Here is a 23,414-nt window from a genome sequence, read left to right as displayed (position 1 = left end):
ATCCCTTTTCCAGTGAAACACAATATTAACCCCGGCATTGAGCAACAAAAGACAGCACAGCAATCGGCAATCCAACGACAGTTGAGCCGTCTGTTACCTCAAACACCGGTAGATCCAGCATCCGAGAATGCGCTCAACACAGAAAATAAAAATATTGTGATAACAAAAGTACTGGTACGCCCGAATCCCTTTTTCACGGCCATTACACTGGATGTGGCCAGCGAACACAGCCGGCATACGATTGTGCGGATGTATGATACAGAAGGGCATATTGTAAAGATGTTCAGCTGGTTCCTGGTAAAGGGTACAAATGTTACCAGCATTAATGAGATCAACGCACTTAGCGAAGGAACCTATCACCTGGATATGATCGATAACGAAGGCAAACTTTTATATAGTACAAACGTGACCAAGGAAAACATAACGCATTAGTGATCCCTGCGCCCCCTAAAAGGAAGGCCGTCCCGTGTTGCAGGATGGCTTTTTTGTTTTGGCAAATAGTTAGAATAGAAACTTCTAATTTTGGGTATGACCAAGTTAAGCGTAAACATTAACAAGTTTGCCACCCTGCGCAATAGCCGTGGTGGCAATAATCCGGATGTAGTAAAGGCAGCCATCGATGCCCAACGCTTTGGCGCCGACGGAGTAACAGTTCATCCCCGCCCCGATGAACGGCATATCCGCTACCAGGACGTGCGGGATATTAAAAAGATCATTACCACAGAATTTAATATTGAAGGCAATTGCCGGGAACAGAAATTTATCGACCTGGTTCTGGAAGTGAAACCACACCAGGTAACGCTGGTGCCAGATGCTGAAGGGCAGCTCACCTCCGATCATGGTTGGGATACCATTGCCCATGCCGGTTACCTGCGCGAAACGATTGGTCTATTCCGTTCGGCAGGTATCAGGGTTTCTATTTTCGTAGATCCGGTGGTGGAAATGGTCAATGGGGCAGCGGCTACGGGTACGGACCGTATTGAGCTGTATACTGAGGGTTTTGCCCGTGAATACCTTATCAATAAGGAAACAGCCATTGCACCTTACAGGACAGCCGCCATCCGCGCGAATGAACTGGGACTGGGCATCAATGCCGGTCATGACCTGGACCTTCAAAACCTGGCCTATTTTGCTCAACAGATACCCGGCTTGCTGGAAGTATCCATTGGCCATGCCCTGATTGCCGATGCCTTGTACCTGGGTTTTGAGAATACGATACAGTTGTATAAAAGGCAGCTGCGGTAAAATAGCTGCGAGGTATGAGCTGCGAGCGGCGAGCTAATTAATAAAATACAAAAGCAGCGGGCTTGACCTAAGAGGTTCAAGCCCACTGCTTTTTCAATGCTGTATTTGCTAGAAGCTCATAGCTCGAAGCTTGCGTTTTTAATCGTAGTGAAGCTTCAGCTCTACTCTTCTGTTCTCTGTGCGGCCTTTGGCAGTTTTGTTATCTGCAATGGGTTTATCCTGGCCAAAACCGGCTGACTTCAACCGATCGGCGCCAACACCTTTACCACTAAGGTAATCATAAACGGCTTTAGCCCGCTTTTCGCTGAGTGTTTGGTTCGATGCTGGTTTACCGGTATTATCGGTATGGCCTTCTACGTCCAATTTCAGGTTGGCATCTTCACTCATCAGTTTGGCTACATCATCCAACGATTTATTGGATTTGGCCAATAGTTTGGCGCTACCGGTAGCAAAGAAGATATTCCGGGCGGCCACATCAATGCGCTTCTTCACTTCGGCCGTTACTTCGGGACAGCCATTGTTGGCAACTGTACCAGGCAGATCGGGACATTTGTCTTCCTCATCATTCACGCCATCTTTATCACGGTCGGGCACAGGGCAACCCTGGTAACGGGCTACACCTTTTCCCTGGGGCATTTATCCTCTTCATCATTGATACCATCGCCATCAGTATCAGGAATAGGGCAACCCTGGTAACGTTCCAGTCCTTTTTCGTTGGGACATTTATCGTCCTTATCAGGAATACCATCTCCATCGGTATCGGGGCAACCATTAAACTGGGCCAGGCCCTTCACCTGGGGACAAGCATCGAGGCTATCGATAATGCCATCACCATCCGTATCGGGTGGCGGTGGGGGTAATGGTGGAGGCGGAATTACCTTGGGGGTTGTTTTCCGTTTACCGATCACACCGGCCAGGCCAATGCTATGGAAAAATGATGATTGGTATTCTCGGTTATTCCGATGCGGTACTGGGAATTGATCAACAGGAAGGCTTCATCAAAAAGATTCACCTGTAAGCCTACCCCAGCGGGGATGAATGCGCCCCAATAGCCTTTGTATTTTGAACCGCCGATACCAACCTGAAAATAGGGAGATACCACATATTTATTGCTGAACATTTTACCTCGTATAGAGGCATCCAGTTCCAGCAACAGGTTATCCTTACCACTGTTGGTACCGTCTTTAAACGGATAATCGAGGAAGGAACCTGAAAGGGTACTCGTAAAATCAAAACTAGGTGTTAGTCCCTGGATATAGTTAATAGCTAATCCGGGAGACATTTCCTTGATCTTTCCGAATTGTTTATTACGCAATGCGGAACCAAGGGAAGTAGAGCGAATGGCTTGCGCCGATTTGAAATCATTAAAAATAAAGTGAACGCCGAATGTAGGATTCTGTATATAATCTTCATCCTGGCCAAAAACAACCATGTGCCATAGTAGTAGGGCGAGCACAACGCCTGAGATTTTCTTCATAAAACCAGTTTGGTTCGGTAATGAGCAAATGTAGCGGGTAGGAATTAAATGCAGAAATTATTTATTATCTTCAGTCTCACTTGTCCCGACTGGCTTTTGCCGGCCCAGGTATTCTACCTTTACACGTGTTAACCCTCGCCCAGTATAGCCCAATTTGACAGCCGCGGCACGGCTTAGATCAATCAACCGGGGTTTTTGGGATGCATACGGTCGGTAATTCGCAGGATCACACTTTTCTTATTGCGGCTATTGGTTACCCGTACCCAACAATTGAGGGGTGGGTATTGCTGGCGGCGGTCATACCCTTTGACTGAAGATCTCTCCATTGGCTGTTTTACGGCCTTCAAATTTATTGTGGTAAAAGCTGGCTACGCCATACTGTACCCGGGCAACATTTCTTTTTGGGTCAATACGATGCTGTCTTTCGGCTCGTCCTGGGCCAACAACGCCACTGTTGGCGTTCCGGTAAGCAGTAAAGCATACAGAATACGTTTCTTCATAGAATATTGGGGGATTTTTACAGGATCGATTTGTCGGCGAAATACCGCTCCTCAGCACTTTATCTTCTGCATAGATATCATCATAGATCCTCAGTTTACCGTTCTTCCCTTCGCAGGAGAAATAACGGATATAGATAGGCACCCGGTGAAAACCAGATACAATATGTTTTTCCTGGCGGGCGATCCAATGCCGCAGGGTATCGGGATGGTGCTTTAAGGTATCATCCCGAACTAGGAAATCGGCCAGTTTCAGGAAATCTTTTACGCGCACACAACCATGGCTCAGGGCCCTGTTGGCCCGGCTAAACATCCAACGTACGTTGGTGTCATGTAAGTATACACTGTATTTATTGGCAAAGTTAAATTTCAATACACCCAGTGAATTATCATCGCCCTGCCGCTGTTTGAGCAGGTAGGGGAAATATTTTTTGCTGAGCTGGCTCCAATTAATCGTATGAGGATCAATGATACTATCATTCTTGTCTACCACCATCAGGTTTTCCTTATTGAGGTATTCCACGTTCTTCTGATCTTGGGCAGCATTTCCTTAAAAATGATGCTATAAGGTACTGTCCATTGGGGATAGATGATAAAATTAGATACACTGGAAGTAAGCAGGGGCGTTCTGGTTTTGGGCTGTCCTACAATCACCCTCGATTCCATGACTACTGTATCCATGTTGATCACCTGCAGGTAAAAAGAGGGCAGGTTAACCCAGATATAAGTCAGCGGCAGGGTATCGGGCAGCATCTTGTACCGGTCCATATTAATAGCCACCCGTTTGAATTTTTCCCAGTCGGTATTGTTGAGGCTATTCACTGTATTTTCATTGATCTTACCGGTAGGTTTTAATCCTTTTCCTTCCTGGTAGCGCATGAGGGCCTGGCGCCAGGCTGCCGTATCAACCGGTTCAGTAGCCGAAGCCAGGATATCTTCTTCAAACAGGCGACGCTGCACAACATTGCGCAAGCTGGCAGAGTCTTTATTGGGATAGTTGATATAAGTATAACGCCGGAAAGCCGGGATAGAATCGAGGAAAAATTTAAGGCCTACTTTCAGGGAATCATATCCTGCGTGTTTAGGCTCCAGGTCATGAAAAGTGGCCGTCACATTATTGGTATGCCGCATGAGGTGGAAAACCTGGTTGTAGAAGTCTGTGGTGAGAACAGAATCACTACGCATGGTAATGCTGTCTTTATTCAAGCGACCCAACTTCAGGTGGCGGGTAGATAGAAAGAAGGCATCGGTGAGCATGAGGTCGGCACGAGACCATAAAGCGGCATCCTTGCGTGCCACCGAATCAGTGGCAATCCTTACGCGAACACCCGCCAAAGCCCGCAGGTGATAATCGGAAGGGAATAACCCATATTCTTTGGACCGTTCTATGAAAGCGAAGAGTGAATCGCCCAGGGGCGACCAGCTTTCCTGCGCACACCAGAGTGGTTGGTAATTTTCCTTTTCATACAAGCCGTATACGAGGGAATCATTGGCCAGCAGTACGGTATCATTCAGCCGTCCTTGTTATCAATGATGAAAGTAAGGGCTTTCCGGAGATTATCGCTTACCCGTACTTCAAACTTCTCCGGCACTTCCACAATATCTTTTTCCGGAGGCTTTACGGTAGGCATATCACAAGCCGACAGGAAGAATAAACAGATTAAAACACCACTACCCATCAAACCCGCATACGTACTTTTATTCATTGTTTTTACTTAATTGATCAGTGCAAAAAGTTAGTATCTTTCAACAGAGATGGATTTAAGCATCAACCAGTTGCAATGATATACAAAATAGCACTTCAGCGTAATATTTTACTAATGTTGATGTTAATTTTTTCCACCAGGGAATACTGAATGCACAGGACCAAGGATTAAATCGCTACGGTGCGGCAGTAATTGACAATCTCTCCACGTACCGGGCGCAAGTAAAAGCCGATCCTTCCAAGCAGATGGTGGAGTTACACTCCCTGATGCCTTCCCTGCAATATGAGCTCCGCTATGGCACTACACAAAACTTCATGCACCGCCGGATGTATATCCCTCCTACCCGCCATACCTTTTAAGGGCGCCTGCCGCCCAGGCACTGGCTGCTGTAGAACAGGAATTGGCCAGCAAAGGATATGGATTAAAAATATTTGATGCTTACCGTCCTTATTCTGTTACGGTGAGCTTTTGGGAGTTGGTAAAAGATGAGCGGTATGTGGCCAATCCTTCCAAGGGGTCGGGCCATAACCGGGGCTGGCTGTAGACCTTACCCTGGTTGATCTAAAAACGGGCCAGTCTTTGGATATGGGTACTGATTTTGACAATTTCACGGATACTGCTCACCAAACCTTTACCTTTTTGCCGGAAACGGTGCTTAAAAACCGCCAGTTGTTGAAAGCAACCATGCAAAAACACGGTTTTACCCCTTGAAACGGAATGGTGGCATTATTATTGGCCCAACGACAGAAATTATGAGGTGTTGGACATTGGGTTCAATAAACTCAGGAAGTAAGGATAATTACCGGGCACTCAAATTTGCTCAAACGCCACTACTGCACTGGTAATGATCAGTCCATAAATATGGGGGAATGTATCTGCAATGGAGGGAGACCATTCATAGATGAGCTGGCTGGTTAATTTATCCGTATCAATCACCAGCTTTACCAGGTTGGTTTTGCCTTTGAAGTAGCGATCCAATACGCCAGGGATCTGTTCGGCTTGTGAGCAGTGGATAAAGCCTTCATCTTTCAAAGAAGCGGCTTCATAGAAGCCAAGCGGGGTTGCTGCATCCCATTCGGCCTGGGTGGTGATGTGATAAATGGTTGCCATGGTTACTATATGATTCTTTTGATGTGTTGCTGCAGCATGAACAGGTCGGCTAAAACAAAGGCAGTCACCGCTTCCAATACTACAGGCACCCGCAAAGCAATACAAAGATCATGGCGGCCTTTCACGGAAAAAGTTTCCTGTTCACCCGTTTCCCAATTCAAAGTAACCTGCTCTTTCGGTGTAGAGGAGGTAGGTTTAATAGCAATCCTGAATACCAGTTCATTGCCATTGGTAATACCGCCCACTACCCCACCGGCATGGTTGGTACGTGTTTTACCGCTATTGTCTTCAATGGCATCATTGTGCTCACTGCCAAACATACGTGCAGCTGCGAAACCGGTTCCAAATTCAATACCTCTAACAGCAGGAATGGCAAATACAGCATGGCCCAGTACAGATTCTACTGAATCGAAGAAAGGTTCGCCCAATCCAATAGGCAATCCATTGACCCGGCATTCAACAATACCACCAATGGTATCTTTGGCATCAATGGCTTTCTGCAATCCTTTATCCAGGTCGGCCTCCCCGCCAATTTCGAGGATGGATGCTTTTACTTCACTTTGTTGAAGGGCCAATAGTTTTTGGCAATTACACCGGCAGCTACCAGACAAACGGTAAGCCGTCCACTGAAATGACCGCCCCCTGAAATCTTCAAAACCACCAAATTTTTGATGGGCTACAAAATCGGCATGTCCAGGCCGGGGAACCGCTCTTTGCTTTTCATAATCACCAGAACGGGTATTCTTATTGTCGAACAAAATGGTGATGGGAGCACCAGTGGTTTTATTATTGAAAACACCTGTTTTAAAGATGGGAATATCATCTTCTTTACGTGGCGTAGTACCTTTTTGCATACCACCCTTACGACGTTCTATATCCGTCATAAAATCATCTACCGTCAATGGGAGACCTGCCGGGCAGCCATCGATGTTAACGCCTACACTTTCACCATGTGATTCACCAAAGATGGTAACCCTGAATATTCTGCCAAAACTGTTCATTCCTTAGTTTTATATCGTTAAGTCAACACCACAAAGCCAGCCGCTTTGCAATAGCCGTCACCAGCCAGAGGCTGGCGACTGAGCATTAAGTAAATGATCTTGCTTCTTCAATCTGCACAGCTGCGCCCAATTGCTCAATATGTTTATAAAAATCCGGGTAAGATTTATTGATGGCCTGGGCTTCTTCGATGGTCGTAGCGCCAGCAGCTTTTAAACCTGCTACTGCACAGGCCATAGCAATACGATGATCGTGATGGGAATGGGTTTGAGCTCCTTTCACACCGGTACCGCCATGGATGATCATGAGATCATCCTGCAGGTCGATCTGAATACCCATCTTACCAAATTCCTGTTGAAGGGTCAATGCCCGGTTGCTTTCTTTATGGGTAAGGCGTGAAGCTCCTTCTATCACCGTTTTGCCTTCACAATAAGCAGCCAGGGCTACCAGTGGAGGAAAGAGGTCGGGGCATTCGGTGGCATTGAAATGAAATGCTTTCAGCTTAGCCGGGCCGATCTCAATTTGCTCCGCCTCTACGGAAAGCCTGGCTTCACTGCTCATCAGGGCCTGGAGAATGGCTTTATCGGCCTGGGTAGAAAACACATCCAGCCCTTTTACGGTGATATTGCCTGCAATGGCGCCAGCAACCAGCAGGAAGGCACCACCACTCCAATCGCCTTCTACGGTATAGGTAATGGGCAGGAAAGCAGACTGGTTCACAACGGCTTCACCAAAATAAAACTCCTCGTAATTCCTGTTCTCCACATCCCAGCCAAAATGTTTCATGACCTGCAAGGTCAGGTCGATATATGGTTTGCTCTTCAGGTCTTTCACCGTGAGGGCTACATCACTGGCGCCGGATGCTGCATAAGCAAACAACAAACCAGTGAGGAATTGAGAGCTCAATGACCCATCTACTTCAATGGCCGCAGGCTTCAAGGGGCCTTTTACTTTCAGTGGCAGTTTGCCTGTATTGATTCAATCTCTACACCCAATTGTGGCAACACGGTATCAAAGAAATCCATGGGCCGGGTAAGTAAACTACCCTCTCCATTGATGGTAATGGTCTTATTGCTCAATGCTACCAGGGGGTAAACATACGGATGCCCAAACCACTTTCGCCACAGTTCACCTCACCTGCATCGGGATTTACGCCATTGCTGGTGATCTTTAAGGAACCATCGGGCAACTGTTCTACATAAGCGCCCAGGCCACGGATAACAGTCAGGGCCGCCCTATCGTCGTTGGAGTTGCCGGGATTCTTAATAATGGTCACTCCCTTGCTGAGTAAGGCCGCCGCACAAGCTCTTTGCATGGAGCTTTTAGAAGTAGGCGCCTGGATGACACCCTGTATGCCCGAGGGCTGAATAGTTGCGATCATATCTTACGGTTCATTGTTAGTGGTGACACCTTTTCGGAAAGGTATCACCGCTAACAATATTTAGATTTCTGAAATTAGTTTCTCTAATTGTACCATCGGGATGCTCTTTACTACGCCTTTGCCGATCTTATCGAGCAATACATAATTCATTTCCTTCTTCTCCCGCTTTTTATCCATCTTGAGGATTTCAAACGCCTTTTTCCTATCATAATCTGTATGTACAGGCAATCCATATTGCGCCAGCACCCTGATCACTTTTTCACTGTCTTTGAATTTTACCAATTGTGCCGATAGCTGGCAGGCTACTACCATACCAATGGATATGGCCTGGCCATGCGAAAGCGCATACATGTTTTCAATGGCATGTCCCAGCGTATGGCCAAAATTCAGCAGGCGCCGTTCTCCCTGTTCAAACTCGTCTTTCTCCACCACGGTTGATTTGATCACGGCATTGCGACGGATGAGCTTACCCAATGCGGCTTTATCTTTTTGGTAAAACTTCAGTTTGTTTTTTTCCAGTTCCCTAAACAGGGCTGCATCTTTAATACAGCTGTGTTTGATGATCTCGGCAAAGCCATTGATCCACTCACTATCGGGCAGGGTTTTCAGGAAGCTGTAATCATACAAGAGGAAATCGGGTTGGCGGATGGTGCCTACCAGGTTTTTGTAGATGCCTACATCAATACCATTCTTACCGCCAATAGAAGCGTCCACCATGGCCAGGATGGTAGTGGGCACAAAACCCACCCGCAAGCCACGCATGTATACTGCCGCTACATAACCGGTAAGATCCGTAATAACCCCGCCGCCAATACCAATTAAGACAGTCTTGCGGTCGGCCCCTTTTTCAATCAATTGTTCAATTACACTATTGGCGGTAGCCTGTATCTTATACTGTTCACCTGGTTTCAGCACAATGGTATGCCAGCCTTTGAACTTTTTAGCTTGTGCCCGAAAGATGTTCTCATCCGTGATCAATACAGCATGTTCCTGATCGACGAGCTTAGTGAGATAGGAGAAATCAGCATCGAAATAATAGCTTACCTGCTTAGCGGTGAACTGATAGGTTTTCTTTTGCATTCCATCAACGATTTCAAACCCCGGAGCCCGGTGTTTATAACTGTATTTTATCAAATACTTCCAGTTCGCTTTCCAGCGTCTTCGTCTTATGGTATTCTTCCTGCCTGCCTAAGAACTCAACGACCTGTTTAAGGGTACTTGGGTTGACCGACAGGGCGGCATAAGTTTCTTCCCACTGGAAGGGATTGTTGATCAACTTGGTTTCATTGATCCATTCCATCGCATCGGTGCGGATGCTTTTTACCACCTGCGAGAGGTTTTGGGCCGGGTGCAATTGTATCAGCACATGCACATGATCTTCCACGCCATTTACTGCCAATACATGAATACCTTTTTCCCCGGCACGTTTCTGCATTTGGGAAAACAGGATGGTACGGATAGGCTTGGTAAGCAAGGGCTCACGGTTTTGTACGCTCCAAATAATATGGACAAACAGATAAACTTTATTCTGGTTATTTATCATGCGTGTATTATTTAAGCGCGTACTTAACGCAGCTTTTTTGCCGTTTGCTTCGACAAACCCCGATCAACGGTGGGTCGCCCTGTGGTACAGCACTTGCAGGGCTGCAGGGCGGCTCACCTTAATCTACCGCCAGGCTACAGGATGGCAGCCTAACAAAATCAACCTATGCGTTCATGATCTTGTTCTGGTGGCTGATACTTTCCATGTGCACTGCGTCGAAATACTTAGTAATAAATTCTTTGGAAAGTCCCAGTTTATCGCCTTGCCTGAAAGCCCTTTCGAGGATCTCATTCCAGCGGTTGGTTTGCAGGATGGTGATGTTGTTGTTCTTCTTGTATTCACCGATCTTTTCTGCAATCTTCATACGCTGACCGAGGATCTGCATCAGTTCATCATCGAGGTGATTGATCTGCTGGCGCAGCTTTTCAAGGGCTACGTGGAATTCTTCGGAGTTGCTGTCTTCTTTACGCCATACGATTTCGCTCAGCATTTCGGACAATCTTTCCGGGGTGATCTGCTGTTTGGCATCGCTCCAGGCATTGTCGGGATCGATATGGCTTTCTATGATCAGTCCATCCATATCCAGGTCAATTGCTTTCTGAGCTACATCCTGGAGGATATCGCGGCGGCCGCAGATATGGGAAGGGTCATTGATCATGATCATACCGGGGTTGCGCCTTTTCATTTCAATGGCGAGGTGCCACATGGGGGCATTGCGGTATTCGGTATTGCCGTAAGCACTAAAGCCACGGTGTATCAGTCCAATTTGTTTGATGCCAGCTTTGGCTACTCTTTCCACAGCACCAATCCACAATTCGAGATCGGGGTTGATGGGGTTTTTGATCAATACAGGCACATCGGCACCACGAAGGGCATCGGCCACTTCCTGAACACTGAAAGGGTTTACGGTAGTACGGGCGCCGATCCACAATACATCCACATCAAAATGGAGGGCATCTTCTACTTGCTTGCCGGTAGCTACTTCTACAGTAACAGGCAAGCCAGTCGCACGCTTGGCTTGTTGCATCCAGGCCAGGCCTTTGGTACCAATACCTTCAAAACTACCGGGCCTTGTACGGGGCTTCCAGATGCCTGCACGCAGCAGGTCTACCTTACCGGTAGCGGCCAGTCGTTGCGCCGTTTCCATTACCTGTGTTTCGGTTTCGGCGCTGCAGGGTCCTGATATAATTAAAGGACGTTTATTCCACTTGCTTTGAACAAGTTCTTTCATGGTGTTGGTGTCGATTGCTTGCATATTTTTTGGTTGATATGTTGATAAGTTAATTGGTTGACAGGTGGCTAAAAATCAAGGCTGGTTTTTACTTTTCAACCTGTCAACTTTTCAACCTGTCAACTACCTGCGACTATCCGCATCATTCATCCTGATCCTTCTTCCCTTATAGTTCTTTCCGTCAATGGCAGCTATCATTTGTTTAGCTGCTCTTTATCGATCTCGATCCAGCTATTCATTTCTTTCATGTCGATCCTTCCCAGCACATCTTTGCGCAAATCGCTCATATCAAGGATAAACTGTAAGAAACTCGCTTTGTAAAAACCATCTTTGGTACCCAGGTTCACGAACAGCCTGGCGTAATCTCCGCCGCCGCCGTTACCACCTGCACCGGCACTTCCAAACTGTCTTCCTCTTGTGTCACGCCCTGGCATTCTTTCACGGTCACCTCCCCTCCTGTCTACACTACCGCGCTCAAAGCGTTCTCTGCGTTGTTCATAAACGTTCAGGTCTTCCGCATTCTCATAATACTTCAGGAACCTGTCGAATTCCATGGCAGCCACGCGTTTCAGCACTTCTTCTTTACTCACCTCGGCAAACTTTTCTTCCAGCATGGGCACATAACTTTCATAGTCGCCATGGCTGATATCGGTTTGCAACAATTTCTCCATAAAGTGGAAGAATTGCTTACGACATACATCCTTACCAGCGGGAATATCCATCTTATGGAAAGGCACTTGCACAATTCCCTGGATATGCTTCATTTTCCCCATTTCACGGATATGAATGATGGACATACAAACACCGGTATTACCCGCCCGGCCTGTACGGCCGCTACGGTGGGTGTACACTTCCACATCATCAGGCAATTCATAGTTGATCACATGGGTAATGCCCTGTACGTCGATCCCCTGGCTGCTACATCGGTAGCTATTAAGAGCTGTAATGTTTTCTCTCTGAACTCTCCCATCACTTTATCACGCTGCTGCTGCGTCAGGTCGCCATGCAAAGCATCAATATCGTATCCTTCGCGGGTCAGCTTCTCAGCAATTTCCTGTGCATCGGCCTTGGTACGGGTAAAAATGATCCCATAAATACCCGGGTTAAAATCGATCAGTCTTTTCAGGGTTTGGTACCGGTGTTGAGCACTGGTCACAAAATACTGGTGATCGATATTCTTATTGGCCGTATTGGTTTTACCAACGGTGATCTCCATGGGTTCTTTCAAATACTTCTTGCTGATCCGGCGTATTTCCGGGGCATGGTAGCACTGAATAACCAGGTGCTTTGCCGGTTGGGCGTATTCTGCAGGATGAATTCAATATCATCCTTAAAACCCATGTTCAACATTTCATCCGCCTCGTCAAGAACTACATATTTTATTTGTTCTAAATTGATCGCTTTGCGTTCAATAAGATCAATTAAACGGCCGGGGGTAGCCACCACGATCTGTACACCTCTTTTCAGGTCCCGTATCTGCTGACCGATGGATGTACCGCCATATACGGCTACTACATGCATACCGGTCTGGAATTTCTTAAAGAGCTCCATTTCATTCACAATCTGGAGACACAACTCTCTCGTAGGGCACACCACCAATGCCTGCGGGAACCTTTGTCCCTCATCGATCAGGTGCAACAGGGGCAGGCCAAATGCCGCTGTTTTTCCGGTACCAGTCTGCGCCAGACCTACCAGGTCCTTGGTTCCACTAATAAGAACAGGAATAGCCTTTTCCTGTATAGGTGTTGGGTTTTTATAGCCTAATGCGTCGGTAGCCTGTACCAGTTTCGCATCCAAACCCAACTCAGCGAAAGTCATCATAACAATTAAAATTTGCGCAAAGGTACTACTATTGACCGCCTTAGCCTAATCCATTCATTATGATGATAGAATAACGTATCCTGAATCCCTTTCAGGCCATCCGCAGCAGGGGCCAAGTTCCTGGTTTCCATGTCCCGACCACGGCTCCCTCCAGGAGCTGGTTCTTATCTACTGGTCTTATACTCCCTATTCCTCTGCCACAGTTTATTTAAGGATCCGCTTGATCTTATTGGCATTTTCAATCAATTCAAGCAAATACCCATAATTTTCTTTTTCCAGGCATGCTTTGAACTTCCGGAGCTGGCTGATGTGCTCATTCAACACATCCAACACATTATCACGGTTTTGCATGAAAATAGGCACCCACATGGCCGGATTGCTTTTGGCCAGCCGCACCGTACTTTCAAAACCGCCACCTGCCAGCTCGAAAATGGCATTTTCTTCCTTTTCTTTCTCTAAAACCGTATTGGCAAGGGCGAAAGAGGTAATATGTGAAATATGGCTAATATAGGCTGCGTGCATATCGTGGCTATCCGCATCCATATAGGTCATGTGCATACCCAATTCACGGTATACCTGTTCTATTTTTCTGCTGCAATAGGGTCGCTTTTTTCTTTTTCGCAGATCACACAGGCCCGGCCTGCGAAGGCATCCTTAACGGCGGCTTCGGGCCCGCTGTATTCCGTACCCCACATGGGGTGGGTAGCAACAAAACGGCTACGCATGGGATGGTCGTTCAGGGCTGTACAGAGGGCCTGCTTGGTAGAGCCGGCATCCACTACGATCTGCTTATCCGTTACCAGGTCCATCACCTGTTTCATGACCGGGATGGTCACATCTACCGGGATGGCCACATATACCAGGTCGCTCTGGGCGATGGCCGCTTCCAATGGGAGGGCTTCATCAATTAACCCCAGTTCAAGGGCTTTTTTGTTGACTGGCCAGCGTACGGCTTACACCGATCACTTTTTTGGCCAGGCCTTTTTCCTTGAGGGCGATGCTGAAAGAACCGCTGATCAAACCAACACCAACGATGGTAACTGTATTGAACATTGCTATTTCTCTTTACCTGTATAAATAATTCATTGACCCGTTGGATGCTTTCTGCCAGCTTTTCTTCGGGGCTGCAAAGGCTTACACGGATGTATTGATCACCGGCGCTGCCAAATATGCCACCCGGCGTAATGAATACATTGGCATTGTACAATATTTCATCGCTCAGCGCAAAGCCATTCTTATATCCCGCAGGTATCCTGGCCCATACAAACATGCCGGCCTGGCTTTTATCATATACACAGTTGAGCAGGTCCAACAGTTCAAACACTTTTTGCGCCGGGCAGCATATACTGTATTCACAGCATCATACCAATCTTTGCCCAGGCCCAGCGCTTTGGCTGCTGCCAGTTGTACAGGCAGGAACATGCCGCTGTCCATATTACTTTTGAAACGCAATACTTCATCAATCCTTTCTTTGGCGCCACAGAGGGAACCGATACGCCAGCCAGCCATATTCTGCGACTTGCTTAAGGAGTTTAACTCTATAACCACCTCTTTAGCACCTTCCACACTGTGCAAGCTCATGGGGCTATCATTAAGGATAAAGCTGTAGGGATTATCATGGCAGATCAGGATATTATGCCTTTTCCCAAAAGCCACCAGCTTTTCAAACAATTCCTTGTTGGGCAATTGTCCTGTTGGCATGTGCGGATAATTCACCCACATCAACTTATAGCCCAGGGAAGAACCTACTATAATTTCCAGTTGATCAAAGTCGGGATACCAATTGTTTTCTTCTTTCAGTTCATAATCCACACACTCTCCTCCTGCCAGCTTCACCGCACTTCTATAAGTGGGATAACCTGGATTAGGTACCAACACCTTATCGCCTTTGTTGAGGTAGGTCATACAAATATGCATGATGCCTTCCTTGCTACCGATGAGGGGCAGTATTTCGGTATCGGGATTGAGTGTTACACCATACCATTTGCTGTACCAATCGGCTATAGCATTGCGCAATACAGGCGATCCTTTGTAGGATTGATAGGCATGTACATTGTGTTTGGCACTTTCTTCCTGCAGGGTTTTGATCACGGCAGGATGCGGGGCAGGTCGGGACTGCCAATGCCCAGGTTAATGATCTGTTTGCCTTGCTTGTTCAGTTCATCTATTTCCCGCAGCTTTTGAGAGAAATAGTATTCACCGATACCGTCGAGCCTTTTGAAGTAGCTAAGTTCATATTTTCAATTTATCTGCCTTGCTATCAAAGCAAACGCATAATCAAATTTTCAAATCAGTGCATTATCAAATTACTTCCCATTCCTGTATACGCCATAGATCTTTAACTCGGCGGTAATGGGTTTAATGTTTTTGATCACCTCTTCAAATTGTACCTGTGCATCAAATTCCATATCAGCATGAAAGCTGTAGAGCCAGTCACTGCCAGGTATTGGCATGCTTTGCAGCTTGCTGAGGTTGATGCCACCTTCAGCAATTCTTGATAACACTTTGGCCAGGCTACCCCGGGAGTGATCGGTATGAAAATTAACCGAGGCTTTATTGGCATCCTTTACCGGCTGTGCCACCCCTTCGGGCTGCAATACCAGGAAACGGGTGTAATTGCTTTTCATGGTATGGATATTGGGCGCCAATACTTCCAACTCAAACAGGTCGGCGGCCAGTTTGCTCGCAATAGCAGCCGTATGCTTGCTACGGTGCTGGTGCAGGTGTTTGGCGCTAAGGGCCGTATCTTCTGTTTCCACCAGTTTCCAATCGTATTTGTCCAGAAACTCCAGGCATTGCTGGATAGCCATGTGGTGGGAATGCACTTCACGTATATCTTCCAGTTTTACCCCTGGGTTCACCAAAAGTTGCTGTTTAATGGGCAGGTATATTTCACCAATAATAGTGAGGTTGCTTTTTTGCAGCAGGTTATAGTTGGGCAGGATACTGCCCGCAATGGAATTTTCGATGGCCATTACCCCGCCTTCGCTTTCCTTTTTATTAGCGGCAATTTTTACCACTTCGCGAAAGGTAGCGCAGGGGATAACGGTTACTTCGGCGCCGAAAAACTGCTGGGCTGCCACCTGGTGAAAGCTGCCTTCGTAACCTTGTATTGATACACGCACTCCTTTACCGGTTGCTTTTGGCGTAGAGCTGGAGCTTAAGGGGTCCAATTGTAACTGGTGTTCCATCCGTTTGTTTTTAAAGCCTACTGTACTGATAGACAGTGCAAGAGGCAAAAAAATCCCGGCCTTTTGGCCGGGATCCTTATGTTGATTTTATTTTTTCTATTTAGTTGTCAACAAAAGCATTCCCGGCCTACTGGTAAAGTAGAAGAAAAATAAAAGTAAAAATAACGGTATGCTTTTGCCTTTAACATGGGATCAAAAATAAAGAGTAATCGGGAAAAACAAAATTCTTTTTTGGAGGTGAATTACGATGGCCAAGGAGCCTTTTAACCCTTAACCCCGCTCCCAGCGGTTATTCCAGCCGTTTTTGTATCTCTTCGTCAATCTTTTTAAACAGGTGAAAGGGCTTGTAGGTGCGCCAGTTATCCAGTTGCATCAGTTCCACATAGCGGTTCAGTTTGGCCCTTTTAAAGTCATATTGGGTTTGCTCGGGCATATTGAGGATAACCACCCATCCGTTTTCATCGGTTACCTCTTCAAACCATTCCTGGTAATAATCCCTGTCGCCGCTGTGGAAGTTCAATACATTCTCGCCGATGAAAATGAATTTGGTAATGCCCGCTATGAAAAATACGTCTGTTACTTCACGTTTCAGTTCCATAATATCATTTTCAATGGCATCATTCCACTCGCCTATTAACTCAATAATAACATAATGTTCATCATAATCGGCCATCAGTACTTTCAGGTACAGGGTACGGGAGCCAAAATCATCCCATTGGGGATGGATCAGGTAATTATAGATGGCCTGAGTAAAGGTAAACTCCGAATATACCCGCCCAAAGAAGGGCGACCGCTCGTCCTGCTCACTGGTGTATATATGGCGCCAATTATAAAATGGTTCTATTTCGTGCATTCAATGCTGATTACGATACAATTTACATTTTCCAACTATCGGTTTCCAAATAATTATGCCAGATTTCAGGATTTATTGGGATTGGGTAGCCGATGCATTAAACTTTAGGGAACCAATTTTAATACCTGCCCATAAAAAGGATCGTACTGGTAATAGTACAATCCCTTCTTTTTATTTATGGTTGAAGCCTGCCAGGAAGCAAGCCATCGTTCATCTGTAGTAAAGGCTGGTTAATTGGCTGCCACCAGTAGCTTATCAGCATACACTGTTTTCCTGGTATTGTCCAATACTTTTACGAGGTACATGCCCTTGGTCACTTTGGCCGGCAGGGTCACTTCAGCTACCTGGCCTTCATACCCAATGCTTACTATTTTCTGTGATACCAGGCGCCCTGACAGGTCTACCAGTTGTATATTATAACGACCTGCATTGGTATTGAAGCTAACGCGGAACATATCTTTGGTAACGGGATTGGGATAGAGGGCAATCTTATCATTACTTACTCTTTCCCTGGCAATGAATGCCGGAATGGTGGTGGTACGTTTGCTTTCAAAAGCCAGTTGACTATTGGCCAGGTCAGATGCATTGTATACCGTTCCCTTATTGGGCAACAAACTTGCCTGCCACTTATTCATATCTATTTCATAATACCCGTCCACTGAATTAGCGCTGCTAAGGATCAACTTATCATCGGCCACTACAGCTGCACCATTGGTGGTAAATGCGGCGGGGATGCCATTGATCACCTGAACAAAACTAGCCTGCCTGGTATTGATATCAACTTTAAATACATAATGGCTGGCGCTGATCACATAAAGATTGCCCAGGGCATCAGCTACCATATCGCCTCCCCAACTGGTGGGCTTGGTATGAATAGAAATAGCGCCATTGGCAGGATCATCCTGCAATGCACCCAGGTCGGTAATAACAGCTTTGCGACCGGTCGTAAATTTGATGAGGTGATTGCCATCATTGCTCAATGCATAACCCTGACCATCTACCGCTATGGCCATGCGGGTAATATGGTTGGCTTCATCTTTCAGGTCTTTGGCTACTCCAAACGCTTCTCCTTCAAAATAAGCCAGGGAAGTTGTTTTAGCGCCAAGGTCAATATACTGTAAGCGGTTAAGGCCCATGGGCGTAAAGTAGAGGCGGTTGTGGCTTTTATCAAAAGCGCAAGCCGCAGAAAAAGTAGAAAAAGGCAATTGATTCACATCTGTAATGTTTCCCTTGGCATCTTTCAAAGCAATGGACTTACCTGTTCGGGCATGGGTGATCGTAAAATCAGTTTGTTTATTATCGTAAATGGTTTGCACTACTGCACCTGTGCCCAGGTCGAGCAACTTTACCTCTGTCCATACAAAGGAACCCTGGGTGGCTGCGGTAATAGCATAAGCCTGCCGGGCCGTTTGTTGGGCCGATGTAAGCAGGACGGAAAAAAATGAAACGGTGGTGAGTAAAATTCTATACTTCATAGACAAGTTTTTAATCAATGGTTGAATGATGTACAGAAAGATACGAAATATTCGTAGACGTTTCCAGTAAATGTTACAGAAGGAGACTAAAAATGAAAAAGACCGGGGAAATCGTTCCCACGGTCTTTTATTAATGTATTAAAAAAGCAGGTTATTTATCCCAAAGAATCCACGGCTTTTTTACGCTGCCATATTGGATGAGGAGGGCTTTGGCCTTGTCGTAGTCATTGATGCCGGTTTTTCCATCACCATTTTAGTACCCCGGTCAACCAGCTTGCTATTGGTGAGCTGCATATTGACCATTTTATTGTCTTCTACCCGCCCGATCTGGATCATGACGGAGGTAGAGATCATATTCAGCACCAGTTTTTGGGCGGTACCGCTTTTCATGCGGGTGCTGCCGGTTACAAATTCAGGGCCTACTACTACTTCTACGGGAAACTCGGCGGCTTTGGCCAGGGGGAACCCTGGTTGCAGGTAATGCAACCGGTAATGATACCTTGCTTACGGGCTTCATTGAGAGCGCCGATCACATAGGGAGTGGTACCACTGGCTGCAATACCAATGACCACATCTTTCTTATTAATATTGTGTTGCTGAAGGTCGAGCCAGCCTTGCTCCCAGCTATCTTCGGCTTGTTCTACCGGGCGTTGGATGGCAATTTCGCCTCCGGCAATAAGACCAATAACCAGGCCATAGGGCATGCCATAGGTGGGCGGAATTTCGGAAGCGTCCAGGATACCCAGGCGTCCGCTGGTGCCTGCTCCCATATAAAACAATCTTCCGCCGGCCAGCATTTTATCTGCGATAGCAATTACCAATTGCTCGATCTGGGGAATGGCTTTTTCTACTGCCAGCGGCACGAGTTTATCCTCTTCATTGATATTGATAAGCAACTCGTGAATGCTCATTTTTTCCAAATGCCTGTAATGACTCGACTGCTCAGTTACTTTGTTGAATGCTGACATGTATACTTTTTCTTTCTTTTTTACTTATCGAGGTGGAACTTAATAAGACCTTCCATGGGATTTTTCAGGATCTGCCCCAACTCAAACTCATAGGAATGGCACAAATCGGTGACAGCATCGCGGAATGCATAGGATACTCCACCTGTAAAATGGATGGGCAATTTCCAGCTTTCACCATATTTGCAAAGATGATTAAAGAAAAATCATTTAATCCATCCTCTACAATATTTTCGATCATGAAATGCCCGCGGTTTTCTGCCAGGAAGAGGGTAAAAGTGGCCAGATAACGGTTGGGAAATGGCTTTTATATACATTTTCCAATATCTCTACCGCATTAATTCCCTGATACTTAGCCTCAAATTTAAAGCGCAACTCCTCATCAAAGGTATTGTACAGGTAATATTGGAGTACTTTTTTGCCCAGGTAAGCGCCACTGCCTTCATCGCCCAATACATATCCCAGTCCCGGGCTATTCTTAACAATCTTTTTACCATTGTAGTAGGCTGAGTTACTGCCCGTACCCAGGATGCAGGCGATGCCTTTTTCGCGGCCGCAAAGAGCCCGGGCAGCGCCAAACAAATCATGCGTCACCATCACCTCTACACCTCTAAATACATTGGAAATAGCCTTTTTAACCAGCTTGGCATTGTCGGGATTGCTGCATCCCGTACCATAATAAAATACTGCATCAACAGATGGGTTCTTTAATCCGGGCAATAATTCATTACGGATTATGGTTTCAATCTGGGAGTATTCAAAAAATAGGGACTAATACCCTGGGTAAACACTGTTTTGGTCTTCTTCCTTGTATCTGCCAGGCACCATTCACATTTGGTAGCCCCACTGTCTGCAATCAAAATGGCCATAGAAATATCCGTTTAATCATTCATACTCAGCAGCAACCATTTAACGAAGGTAAAGCGTGGAATTGAGAATTAATTATGAACTTCGCCCCTAAATTTTAAAATTCAGCGACCCCGCATGATGTAACCTGCCAGATAGCTTATTCCACAAAAAAGCAGCAGAAAAACGCAAACCTGCTCTTTTTTTGGCGAAAAAGCCCGCGGTTATAGCATCCGACCTTTAACAAATATTTATTCCAGATGAAGAAACTACAGGTATGGCTACCCTTATTATTTGCATTGGTTTTGATAGCAGGTATGTGGATCGGGTTCCGGTTAAGGGAGAATATTCCTAATTCACGTGGCCCCTTCGCCACGGTGAAGCGCTCTTCGGTACAAGAAGTGATCGACCTGATCAACCACCGTTATGTAGACAAGGTAAATGCGGACTCGCTGACGGACGATGCGATCCAAGCCATGCTGACGCACCTGGACCCGCACTCGATCTTCATTCCCGCCAAATACCTGGATGAGATCAATGAAGACCTGCAAGGTAATTTTGAGGGTATTGGCGTAGAGTTCTTTATTATTAATGATACGGTGAATATTACGAATGTACTGGCCGACGGACCCAGTGACAGAGCAGGCTTACAAGTAGGCGACCAGTTTCTGAAGGTAGGCGACTCAACCGTGGCAGGTAATATTGATGGCGACCGGATCAAGAAGTTATTGCGTGGCACCGGGGGCAGTGAAGTGCAGGTGGCAGTACTAAGGAATAAGCAAACCATTAAGGCCACCATTACGCGTGGCACCATACCCATTTATTCAGTAGATGCGTCTTATATGATCGATGGGACCACGGGGTATATCCACCTCAACAAATTTTCTGGTACTACTTATGAGGAATTCATGGCAGCTACTGAGAAGTTGCAGAAACTGGGTATGAAGCAACTCATTTTTGATGTACGCGATAATGGGGGCGGTATTTTGGGTGAAGCGGTAGACATTGTAGATGAGTTCCTGGACGATAATAAGCTGATCGTTTATACTCAGGGAGATAAACAAAAACGGCAGGATTTCACTTGTAAGCGTCCCGGCCTGTTAGAACAAGGCAAGGTAATATTGCTGGTAGATGAAAATTCGGCTTCGGCCAGTGAGGTAGTGGCAGGCGCCCTGCAAGACTGGGACCGGGCAACGATCATTGGCCGGCGTACTTTTGGCAAGGGGCTGGTGCAAGAGCAGTATGACCTGGCCAATGGAGCAGCCTTGCGCCTAACCATTGCCCGTTATTATACCCCACTGGGTCGTAATATCCAAAAGCCTTATAATAAAGGACGGGCTGCTTATAATGATGAGGTGGCCGAGCGTTTTCACAACGGCGAAATGCTGAAGGGCGATACCAGTACCAACCACAGTGGTGCCGCTTATAAAACCCCCAAGGGCAGGACTGTGTATGGCGGCGGCGGTATTACCCCCGATATTTTTATCCCTTTTGATACCACTGGTTTTCGCGACCAGTGTATGAACTGTTCAATAAGCAAACGTTCAACCGGTTCATTTACACCTATTATATTCAGAACCGTACTTATTTCAGTCAGTTTAAAAACCCGGCAGATTTTGCCCAAAAGTTTAATGGAACCACTGCTGCCTGGAATAGCCTGGTTGAGTATGCCGCCAAAGATTCTATCCACCTTAAAACGCTTGGCGGCCAGGATAAGACGGAAATTGAAGAAAGGATCAAGACCTGGCTGGCCCGCCAGATATGGCGGATGCCTGGTTTCTTTGAAGTGAACAACCTCAATGACACCATGGTGAAGCGGGCACTGGAGGAGTTGAAAAATAGAAGTCAGGGTACAGAATACAGCATATAGAAGACAGAATACAGAAGAAACAGCCCTGGTTCTTCGATACTTTTAAAAAGGCCTCTGTTTTCTGGATGCAGGATATTTACAAAGAGAAAAATGCAGCACTACCTTTCGGCGTGCTGCATTTTTGTTTTTCAGGTGGCTGATACTATACTTTCAATGTTTTCATGGCTTTCAATGCTGTATTCTGTCTCCGGTATCCTGTATTCTCACCTATTCCCCCTTCTTGTCCAGCAATTCCTTTTTCTCAATCCTATAGGAAGCGATCAGCCCTATTCCACCGCCCATGGCTATCAGGGCGAAATAAACAGCGGATTCTCATTATGATCGCCCCACTTATCAGGACGGAATAATACGTATTCAGACAGGAAAAAGCAACGAGTAACCCTGCTCCGGCTCCTACCAGGAGTAATCCCCATTTCAGGTTCATAAAGGGAGCGGGCCGGCGCTGGTTCAGTTTGGGGTCCATGCCTTTTTCGATCATGGCCATGTTTTCGCGGCTCCGCAGGTAGCGAATGCCAAAAATCATTAAAAAGAGCGCTAAACTACTGAGTAACAACCACAGTATCGCTAATTGTCCTTCATCCATGGCTTAAAGTTTTTATTGTTTTAAAAGTTATTTTTGTCTTGTTTCTATATCAGACTACTGCTCTTTTCCCGGGGTTACAGCTTTTAAGAGATTTATTTTTCAGTGCCTGGTACAATTACTAAGACTACAGGTGGGGAAAGGAGGTTACAGGGAATACGGGAAAAAGACCGGAAGTCGGAAAGTCGGGAAAGTCAGGAAGGAAAACGGCAGCACTACTCTAAGGACCGAAAGTCGGAAAGTCGGAAAGCCGGTAAAGTCAGGAAGAAAAACGGCAGCACTACTCTAAGGACCGAAAGCAGGAAAGTCGGAAAGCCGGTAAAGTCAGGAAGAAAAACGGCAGCACTACTCTAAGGACCGAAAGTCGGAAAGCCGGTAAAGTCAGGAAGAAAAACGGCAGCACTACTCTAAGGACCGAAAGTCGGAAAGCCGGTAAAGTCAGGAAGGAAAACGGCAGCACTACTCTAAGGACCGGAAGCCGGAAAGCCGGTAAAGTCAGGAAGAAAAACGGCAGCACTACTCTAAGGACCGGAAGCCGGAAAGCCGGTAAAGTCAGGAAGGAAAACAGCAGCACTACTCTAAGGACCGAAAGCCGGAAAGCCGGTAAAGTCAGGAAGGAAAACA

34 protein-coding genes and 2 pseudogenes are annotated in these 23,414 nt (G+C 46.4%); 6 read left to right on the top strand and 30 right to left on the bottom strand.

Features of this window, described 5'->3' with window-relative positions:
- Positions 1-12 precede the first annotated feature (12 nt).
- Positions 13-432 (top strand): T9SS type A sorting domain-containing protein, encoded by a 420-nt coding sequence (locus tag RS881_RS14865; protein ID WP_315821796.1) that lies wholly within the window; start codon positions 13-15, stop codon positions 430-432.
- Positions 433-528: 96 nt separating this feature from the next.
- Positions 529-1,245 (top strand): pyridoxine 5'-phosphate synthase, encoded by a 717-nt coding sequence (locus tag RS881_RS14860; RefSeq protein ID WP_315821795.1) that lies wholly within the window; start codon positions 529-531, stop codon positions 1,243-1,245.
- A gap of 138 nt (positions 1,246-1,383) precedes the next feature.
- Here the strand turns inward: RS881_RS14860 and RS881_RS14855 are convergent, their stop codons facing one another.
- The 7 genes from RS881_RS14855 to RS881_RS14825 form a co-directional block, all read right to left on the bottom strand.
- Entirely contained in the window at positions 1,384-1,881 is a 498-nt protein-coding gene (locus tag RS881_RS14855; RefSeq protein ID WP_315821794.1) for an OmpA family protein, read from the bottom strand.
- Positions 1,860-2,153 (bottom strand): thrombospondin type 3 repeat-containing protein, encoded by a 294-nt coding sequence (locus RS881_RS14850; protein WP_315821793.1) that lies wholly within the window; start codon positions 2,151-2,153, stop codon positions 1,860-1,862. The genes RS881_RS14855 and RS881_RS14850 overlap by 22 nt, the downstream gene beginning before the upstream one ends.
- Entirely contained in the window at positions 2,150-2,722 is a 573-nt protein-coding gene (locus RS881_RS14845) for a hypothetical protein (protein ID WP_315821792.1), read from the bottom strand. The genes RS881_RS14850 and RS881_RS14845 overlap by 4 nt, the downstream gene beginning before the upstream one ends.
- Before the next feature lie 182 nt (positions 2,723-2,904).
- On the bottom strand, positions 2,905-3,048 hold the full coding sequence (locus tag RS881_RS14840) for a hypothetical protein (RefSeq protein ID WP_315821791.1): 144 nt from the start codon (positions 3,046-3,048) through the stop codon (positions 2,905-2,907).
- Positions 3,020-3,742, bottom strand: coding sequence for a L,D-transpeptidase family protein (locus tag RS881_RS14835; protein WP_315821790.1), 723 nt, complete (start codon positions 3,740-3,742; stop codon positions 3,020-3,022). Before RS881_RS14835 ends, RS881_RS14840 begins: the two co-directional genes overlap by 29 nt.
- Positions 3,715-4,689 (bottom strand): L,D-transpeptidase scaffold domain-containing protein, encoded by a 975-nt coding sequence (locus tag RS881_RS14830; protein WP_315821789.1) that lies wholly within the window; start codon positions 4,687-4,689, stop codon positions 3,715-3,717. Before RS881_RS14830 ends, RS881_RS14835 begins: the two co-directional genes overlap by 28 nt.
- Positions 4,690-4,730: 41 nt before the next feature.
- A complete protein-coding gene (locus tag RS881_RS14825; protein ID WP_315821788.1) occupies positions 4,731-4,925 on the bottom strand; it encodes a hypothetical protein in 195 nt (64 codons plus the stop codon).
- Between the two features lie 400 nt (positions 4,926-5,325).
- Here RS881_RS14825 and RS881_RS14820 point away from each other — a divergent pair, with 400 nt between their 5' ends.
- Positions 5,326-5,469, top strand: coding sequence for a M15 family metallopeptidase domain-containing protein (locus RS881_RS14820; RefSeq protein ID WP_315821787.1), 144 nt, complete (start codon positions 5,326-5,328; stop codon positions 5,467-5,469).
- Positions 5,470-5,510: 41 nt separating this feature from the next.
- Positions 5,511-5,636, top strand: coding sequence for a M15 family metallopeptidase domain-containing protein (locus RS881_RS14815; protein ID WP_315821786.1), 126 nt, complete (start codon positions 5,511-5,513; stop codon positions 5,634-5,636).
- A gap of 99 nt (positions 5,637-5,735) precedes the next feature.
- On the opposite strand, the gene RS881_RS14810 is transcribed toward RS881_RS14815, so the two are convergent.
- The 22 genes and pseudogenes from RS881_RS14810 to RS881_RS14705 form a co-directional block, all read right to left on the bottom strand.
- A complete protein-coding gene (locus tag RS881_RS14810; RefSeq protein WP_315821785.1) occupies positions 5,736-6,035 on the bottom strand; it encodes a DUF952 domain-containing protein in 300 nt (99 codons plus the stop codon).
- 5 nt (positions 6,036-6,040) lie between these two features.
- Positions 6,041-7,036 (bottom strand): chorismate synthase, encoded by a 996-nt coding sequence (locus tag RS881_RS14805; protein WP_315821784.1) that lies wholly within the window; start codon positions 7,034-7,036, stop codon positions 6,041-6,043.
- An 85-nt stretch (positions 7,037-7,121) separates the two neighbouring features.
- A complete protein-coding gene (locus RS881_RS14800; RefSeq protein WP_315821783.1) occupies positions 7,122-7,973 on the bottom strand; it encodes a 3-phosphoshikimate 1-carboxyvinyltransferase in 852 nt (283 codons plus the stop codon).
- Positions 7,974-7,987: 14 nt separating this feature from the next.
- The gene (locus tag RS881_RS14795; protein WP_315821782.1) at positions 7,988-8,113 is read right to left on the bottom strand and encodes a hypothetical protein; all 126 of its coding nucleotides are present in this window, start codon (positions 8,111-8,113) and stop codon (positions 7,988-7,990) included.
- Between the two features lie 2 nt (positions 8,114-8,115).
- Positions 8,116-8,415, bottom strand: coding sequence for a carboxyvinyltransferase (locus RS881_RS14790; protein ID WP_315821781.1), 300 nt, complete (start codon positions 8,413-8,415; stop codon positions 8,116-8,118).
- A gap of 60 nt (positions 8,416-8,475) precedes the next feature.
- The gene (gene aroB / locus RS881_RS14785) at positions 8,476-9,495 is read right to left on the bottom strand and encodes a 3-dehydroquinate synthase (protein ID WP_315821780.1); all 1,020 of its coding nucleotides are present in this window, start codon (positions 9,493-9,495) and stop codon (positions 8,476-8,478) included.
- Between the two features lie 34 nt (positions 9,496-9,529).
- The gene (locus RS881_RS14780; protein WP_315821779.1) at positions 9,530-9,889 is read right to left on the bottom strand and encodes a transposase; all 360 of its coding nucleotides are present in this window, start codon (positions 9,887-9,889) and stop codon (positions 9,530-9,532) included.
- Positions 9,890-10,121: 232 nt separating this feature from the next.
- On the bottom strand, positions 10,122-11,213 hold the full coding sequence (locus RS881_RS14775) for a chorismate mutase (protein ID WP_315821778.1): 1,092 nt from the start codon (positions 11,211-11,213) through the stop codon (positions 10,122-10,124).
- A 170-nt stretch (positions 11,214-11,383) separates the two neighbouring features.
- A complete protein-coding gene (locus RS881_RS14770; protein ID WP_315824482.1) occupies positions 11,384-11,623 on the bottom strand; it encodes a DbpA RNA binding domain-containing protein in 240 nt (79 codons plus the stop codon).
- Positions 11,624-11,770: 147 nt separating this feature from the next.
- Positions 11,771-12,405 (bottom strand): annotated as a pseudogene (locus RS881_RS62550) (helicase-related protein); the annotation flags it as partial.
- Positions 12,406-12,413: 8 nt separating this feature from the next.
- Entirely contained in the window at positions 12,414-13,010 is a 597-nt protein-coding gene (locus RS881_RS14760; protein ID WP_315821777.1) for a DEAD/DEAH box helicase, read from the bottom strand.
- A 204-nt stretch (positions 13,011-13,214) separates the two neighbouring features.
- Positions 13,215-13,568 (bottom strand): prephenate dehydrogenase dimerization domain-containing protein, encoded by a 354-nt coding sequence (locus RS881_RS14755; RefSeq protein WP_315821776.1) that lies wholly within the window; start codon positions 13,566-13,568, stop codon positions 13,215-13,217.
- A gap of 23 nt (positions 13,569-13,591) precedes the next feature.
- Positions 13,592-13,900, bottom strand: coding sequence for a prephenate dehydrogenase/arogenate dehydrogenase family protein (locus tag RS881_RS14750; protein WP_315821775.1), 309 nt, complete (start codon positions 13,898-13,900; stop codon positions 13,592-13,594).
- Between the two features lie 28 nt (positions 13,901-13,928).
- Positions 13,929-14,063 carry a hypothetical protein gene (locus tag RS881_RS14745; RefSeq protein ID WP_315821774.1) on the bottom strand — a complete coding sequence of 45 codons (135 nt, stop codon included), beginning with the start codon at positions 14,061-14,063 and terminating at the stop codon, positions 13,929-13,931.
- A 165-nt stretch (positions 14,064-14,228) separates the two neighbouring features.
- On the bottom strand, positions 14,229-15,101 hold the full coding sequence (locus tag RS881_RS14740) for a pyridoxal phosphate-dependent aminotransferase (protein WP_315821773.1): 873 nt from the start codon (positions 15,099-15,101) through the stop codon (positions 14,229-14,231).
- A gap of 215 nt (positions 15,102-15,316) precedes the next feature.
- Entirely contained in the window at positions 15,317-16,249 is a 933-nt protein-coding gene (locus RS881_RS14735; RefSeq protein ID WP_315821772.1) for a prephenate dehydratase, read from the bottom strand.
- 241 nt (positions 16,250-16,490) lie between these two features.
- The gene (locus tag RS881_RS14730) at positions 16,491-17,054 is read right to left on the bottom strand and encodes a hypothetical protein (protein WP_315821771.1); all 564 of its coding nucleotides are present in this window, start codon (positions 17,052-17,054) and stop codon (positions 16,491-16,493) included.
- A gap of 230 nt (positions 17,055-17,284) precedes the next feature.
- Complete coding sequence (locus RS881_RS14725; protein WP_315821770.1) at positions 17,285-18,529, bottom strand: T9SS type A sorting domain-containing protein; 1,245 nt, start codon at positions 18,527-18,529, stop codon at positions 17,285-17,287.
- A gap of 180 nt (positions 18,530-18,709) precedes the next feature.
- Positions 18,710-19,015, bottom strand: a complete 306-nt coding sequence (locus RS881_RS14720) for an N-acetylmuramic acid 6-phosphate etherase family protein (RefSeq protein WP_315821769.1) — start codon at positions 19,013-19,015, stop codon at positions 18,710-18,712.
- Positions 18,961-19,497, bottom strand: a complete 537-nt coding sequence (locus RS881_RS14715) for an N-acetylmuramic acid 6-phosphate etherase (RefSeq protein ID WP_315821768.1) — start codon at positions 19,495-19,497, stop codon at positions 18,961-18,963. The genes RS881_RS14720 and RS881_RS14715 overlap by 55 nt, the downstream gene beginning before the upstream one ends.
- Before the next feature lie 20 nt (positions 19,498-19,517).
- Positions 19,518-19,658 (bottom strand): hypothetical protein, encoded by a 141-nt coding sequence (locus RS881_RS14710; RefSeq protein WP_315821767.1) that lies wholly within the window; start codon positions 19,656-19,658, stop codon positions 19,518-19,520.
- 73 nt (positions 19,659-19,731) lie between these two features.
- Positions 19,732-20,214, bottom strand: a complete 483-nt coding sequence (locus RS881_RS14705; RefSeq protein WP_315821766.1) for a hypothetical protein — start codon at positions 20,212-20,214, stop codon at positions 19,732-19,734.
- A gap of 386 nt (positions 20,215-20,600) precedes the next feature.
- Here RS881_RS14705 and RS881_RS14700 point away from each other — a divergent pair.
- Both RS881_RS14700 and RS881_RS62545 read left to right on the top strand, forming a co-directional pair.
- Positions 20,601-21,599 (top strand): annotated as a pseudogene (locus tag RS881_RS14700) (S41 family peptidase); the annotation flags it as partial.
- A gap of 257 nt (positions 21,600-21,856) precedes the next feature.
- Positions 21,857-22,210: a DUF8443 domain-containing protein gene (locus tag RS881_RS62545; protein ID WP_527250399.1), complete on the top strand. Its 354-nt coding sequence runs from the start codon at positions 21,857-21,859 to the stop codon at positions 22,208-22,210.
- A gap of 247 nt (positions 22,211-22,457) precedes the next feature.
- Here the strand turns inward: RS881_RS62545 and RS881_RS14695 are convergent, their stop codons facing one another.
- On the bottom strand, positions 22,458-22,793 hold the full coding sequence (locus RS881_RS14695) for a DUF6249 domain-containing protein (protein WP_315821764.1): 336 nt from the start codon (positions 22,791-22,793) through the stop codon (positions 22,458-22,460).
- Positions 22,794-23,414 lie beyond the last annotated feature (621 nt).

The organism is Paraflavitalea speifideaquila (assembly GCF_032395985.1).
GTDB lineage: Bacteria > Bacteroidota > Bacteroidia > Chitinophagales > Chitinophagaceae > Paraflavitalea > Paraflavitalea speifideaquila.
Note: the sequence above shows the minus strand (reverse complement) of the source record. Positions and strands in the feature narration are given on the sequence as shown.

Excerpts from the sequence above, each read along its gene's own strand:
- RS881_RS14770 (WP_315824482.1), bottom strand. The coding sequence starts at position 11,623 with ATGCCAGGGCGTGACACAAGAGGAAGACAGTTTGGAAGTGCCGGTGCA.
- RS881_RS14715 (WP_315821768.1), bottom strand. The coding sequence starts at position 19,497 with ATGTCAGCATTCAACAAAGTAACTGAGCAGTCGAGTCATTACAGGCAT.
- RS881_RS14825 (WP_315821788.1), bottom strand. The coding sequence starts at position 4,925 with ATGAATAAAAGTACGTATGCGGGTTTGATGGGTAGTGGTGTTTTAATC.
- RS881_RS14805 (WP_315821784.1), bottom strand. The coding sequence starts at position 7,036 with ATGAACAGTTTTGGCAGAATATTCAGGGTTACCATCTTTGGTGAATCA.
- RS881_RS14695 (WP_315821764.1), bottom strand. The coding sequence starts at position 22,793 with ATGGATGAAGGACAATTAGCGATACTGTGGTTGTTACTCAGTAGTTTA.
- RS881_RS14855 (WP_315821794.1), bottom strand. The coding sequence starts at position 1,881 with ATGCCCCAGGGAAAAGGTGTAGCCCGTTACCAGGGTTGCCCTGTGCCC.
- RS881_RS14845 (WP_315821792.1), bottom strand. The coding sequence starts at position 2,722 with ATGAAGAAAATCTCAGGCGTTGTGCTCGCCCTACTACTATGGCACATG.
- RS881_RS14860 (WP_315821795.1), top strand. The coding sequence starts at position 529 with ATGACCAAGTTAAGCGTAAACATTAACAAGTTTGCCACCCTGCGCAAT.
- RS881_RS14730 (WP_315821771.1), bottom strand. The coding sequence starts at position 17,054 with ATGCACGAAATAGAACCATTTTATAATTGGCGCCATATATACACCAGT.
- RS881_RS14755 (WP_315821776.1), bottom strand. The coding sequence starts at position 13,568 with ATGCACATGACCTATATGGATGCGGATAGCCACGATATGCACGCAGCC.
- RS881_RS14725 (WP_315821770.1), bottom strand. The coding sequence starts at position 18,529 with ATGAAGTATAGAATTTTACTCACCACCGTTTCATTTTTTTCCGTCCTG.
- RS881_RS14775 (WP_315821778.1), bottom strand. The coding sequence starts at position 11,213 with ATGCAAGCAATCGACACCAACACCATGAAAGAACTTGTTCAAAGCAAG.
- aroB (WP_315821780.1), bottom strand. The coding sequence starts at position 9,495 with ATGCAAAAGAAAACCTATCAGTTCACCGCTAAGCAGGTAAGCTATTAT.
- RS881_RS14840 (WP_315821791.1), bottom strand. The coding sequence starts at position 3,048 with ATGGAGAGATCTTCAGTCAAAGGGTATGACCGCCGCCAGCAATACCCA.
- RS881_RS14790 (WP_315821781.1), bottom strand. The coding sequence starts at position 8,415 with ATGATCGCAACTATTCAGCCCTCGGGCATACAGGGTGTCATCCAGGCG.
- RS881_RS14810 (WP_315821785.1), bottom strand. The coding sequence starts at position 6,035 with ATGGCAACCATTTATCACATCACCACCCAGGCCGAATGGGATGCAGCA.
- RS881_RS14745 (WP_315821774.1), bottom strand. The coding sequence starts at position 14,063 with ATGTTCAATACAGTTACCATCGTTGGTGTTGGTTTGATCAGCGGTTCT.
- RS881_RS14815 (WP_315821786.1), top strand. The coding sequence starts at position 5,511 with ATGGGTACTGATTTTGACAATTTCACGGATACTGCTCACCAAACCTTT.
- RS881_RS14760 (WP_315821777.1), bottom strand. The coding sequence starts at position 13,010 with ATGATGACTTTCGCTGAGTTGGGTTTGGATGCGAAACTGGTACAGGCT.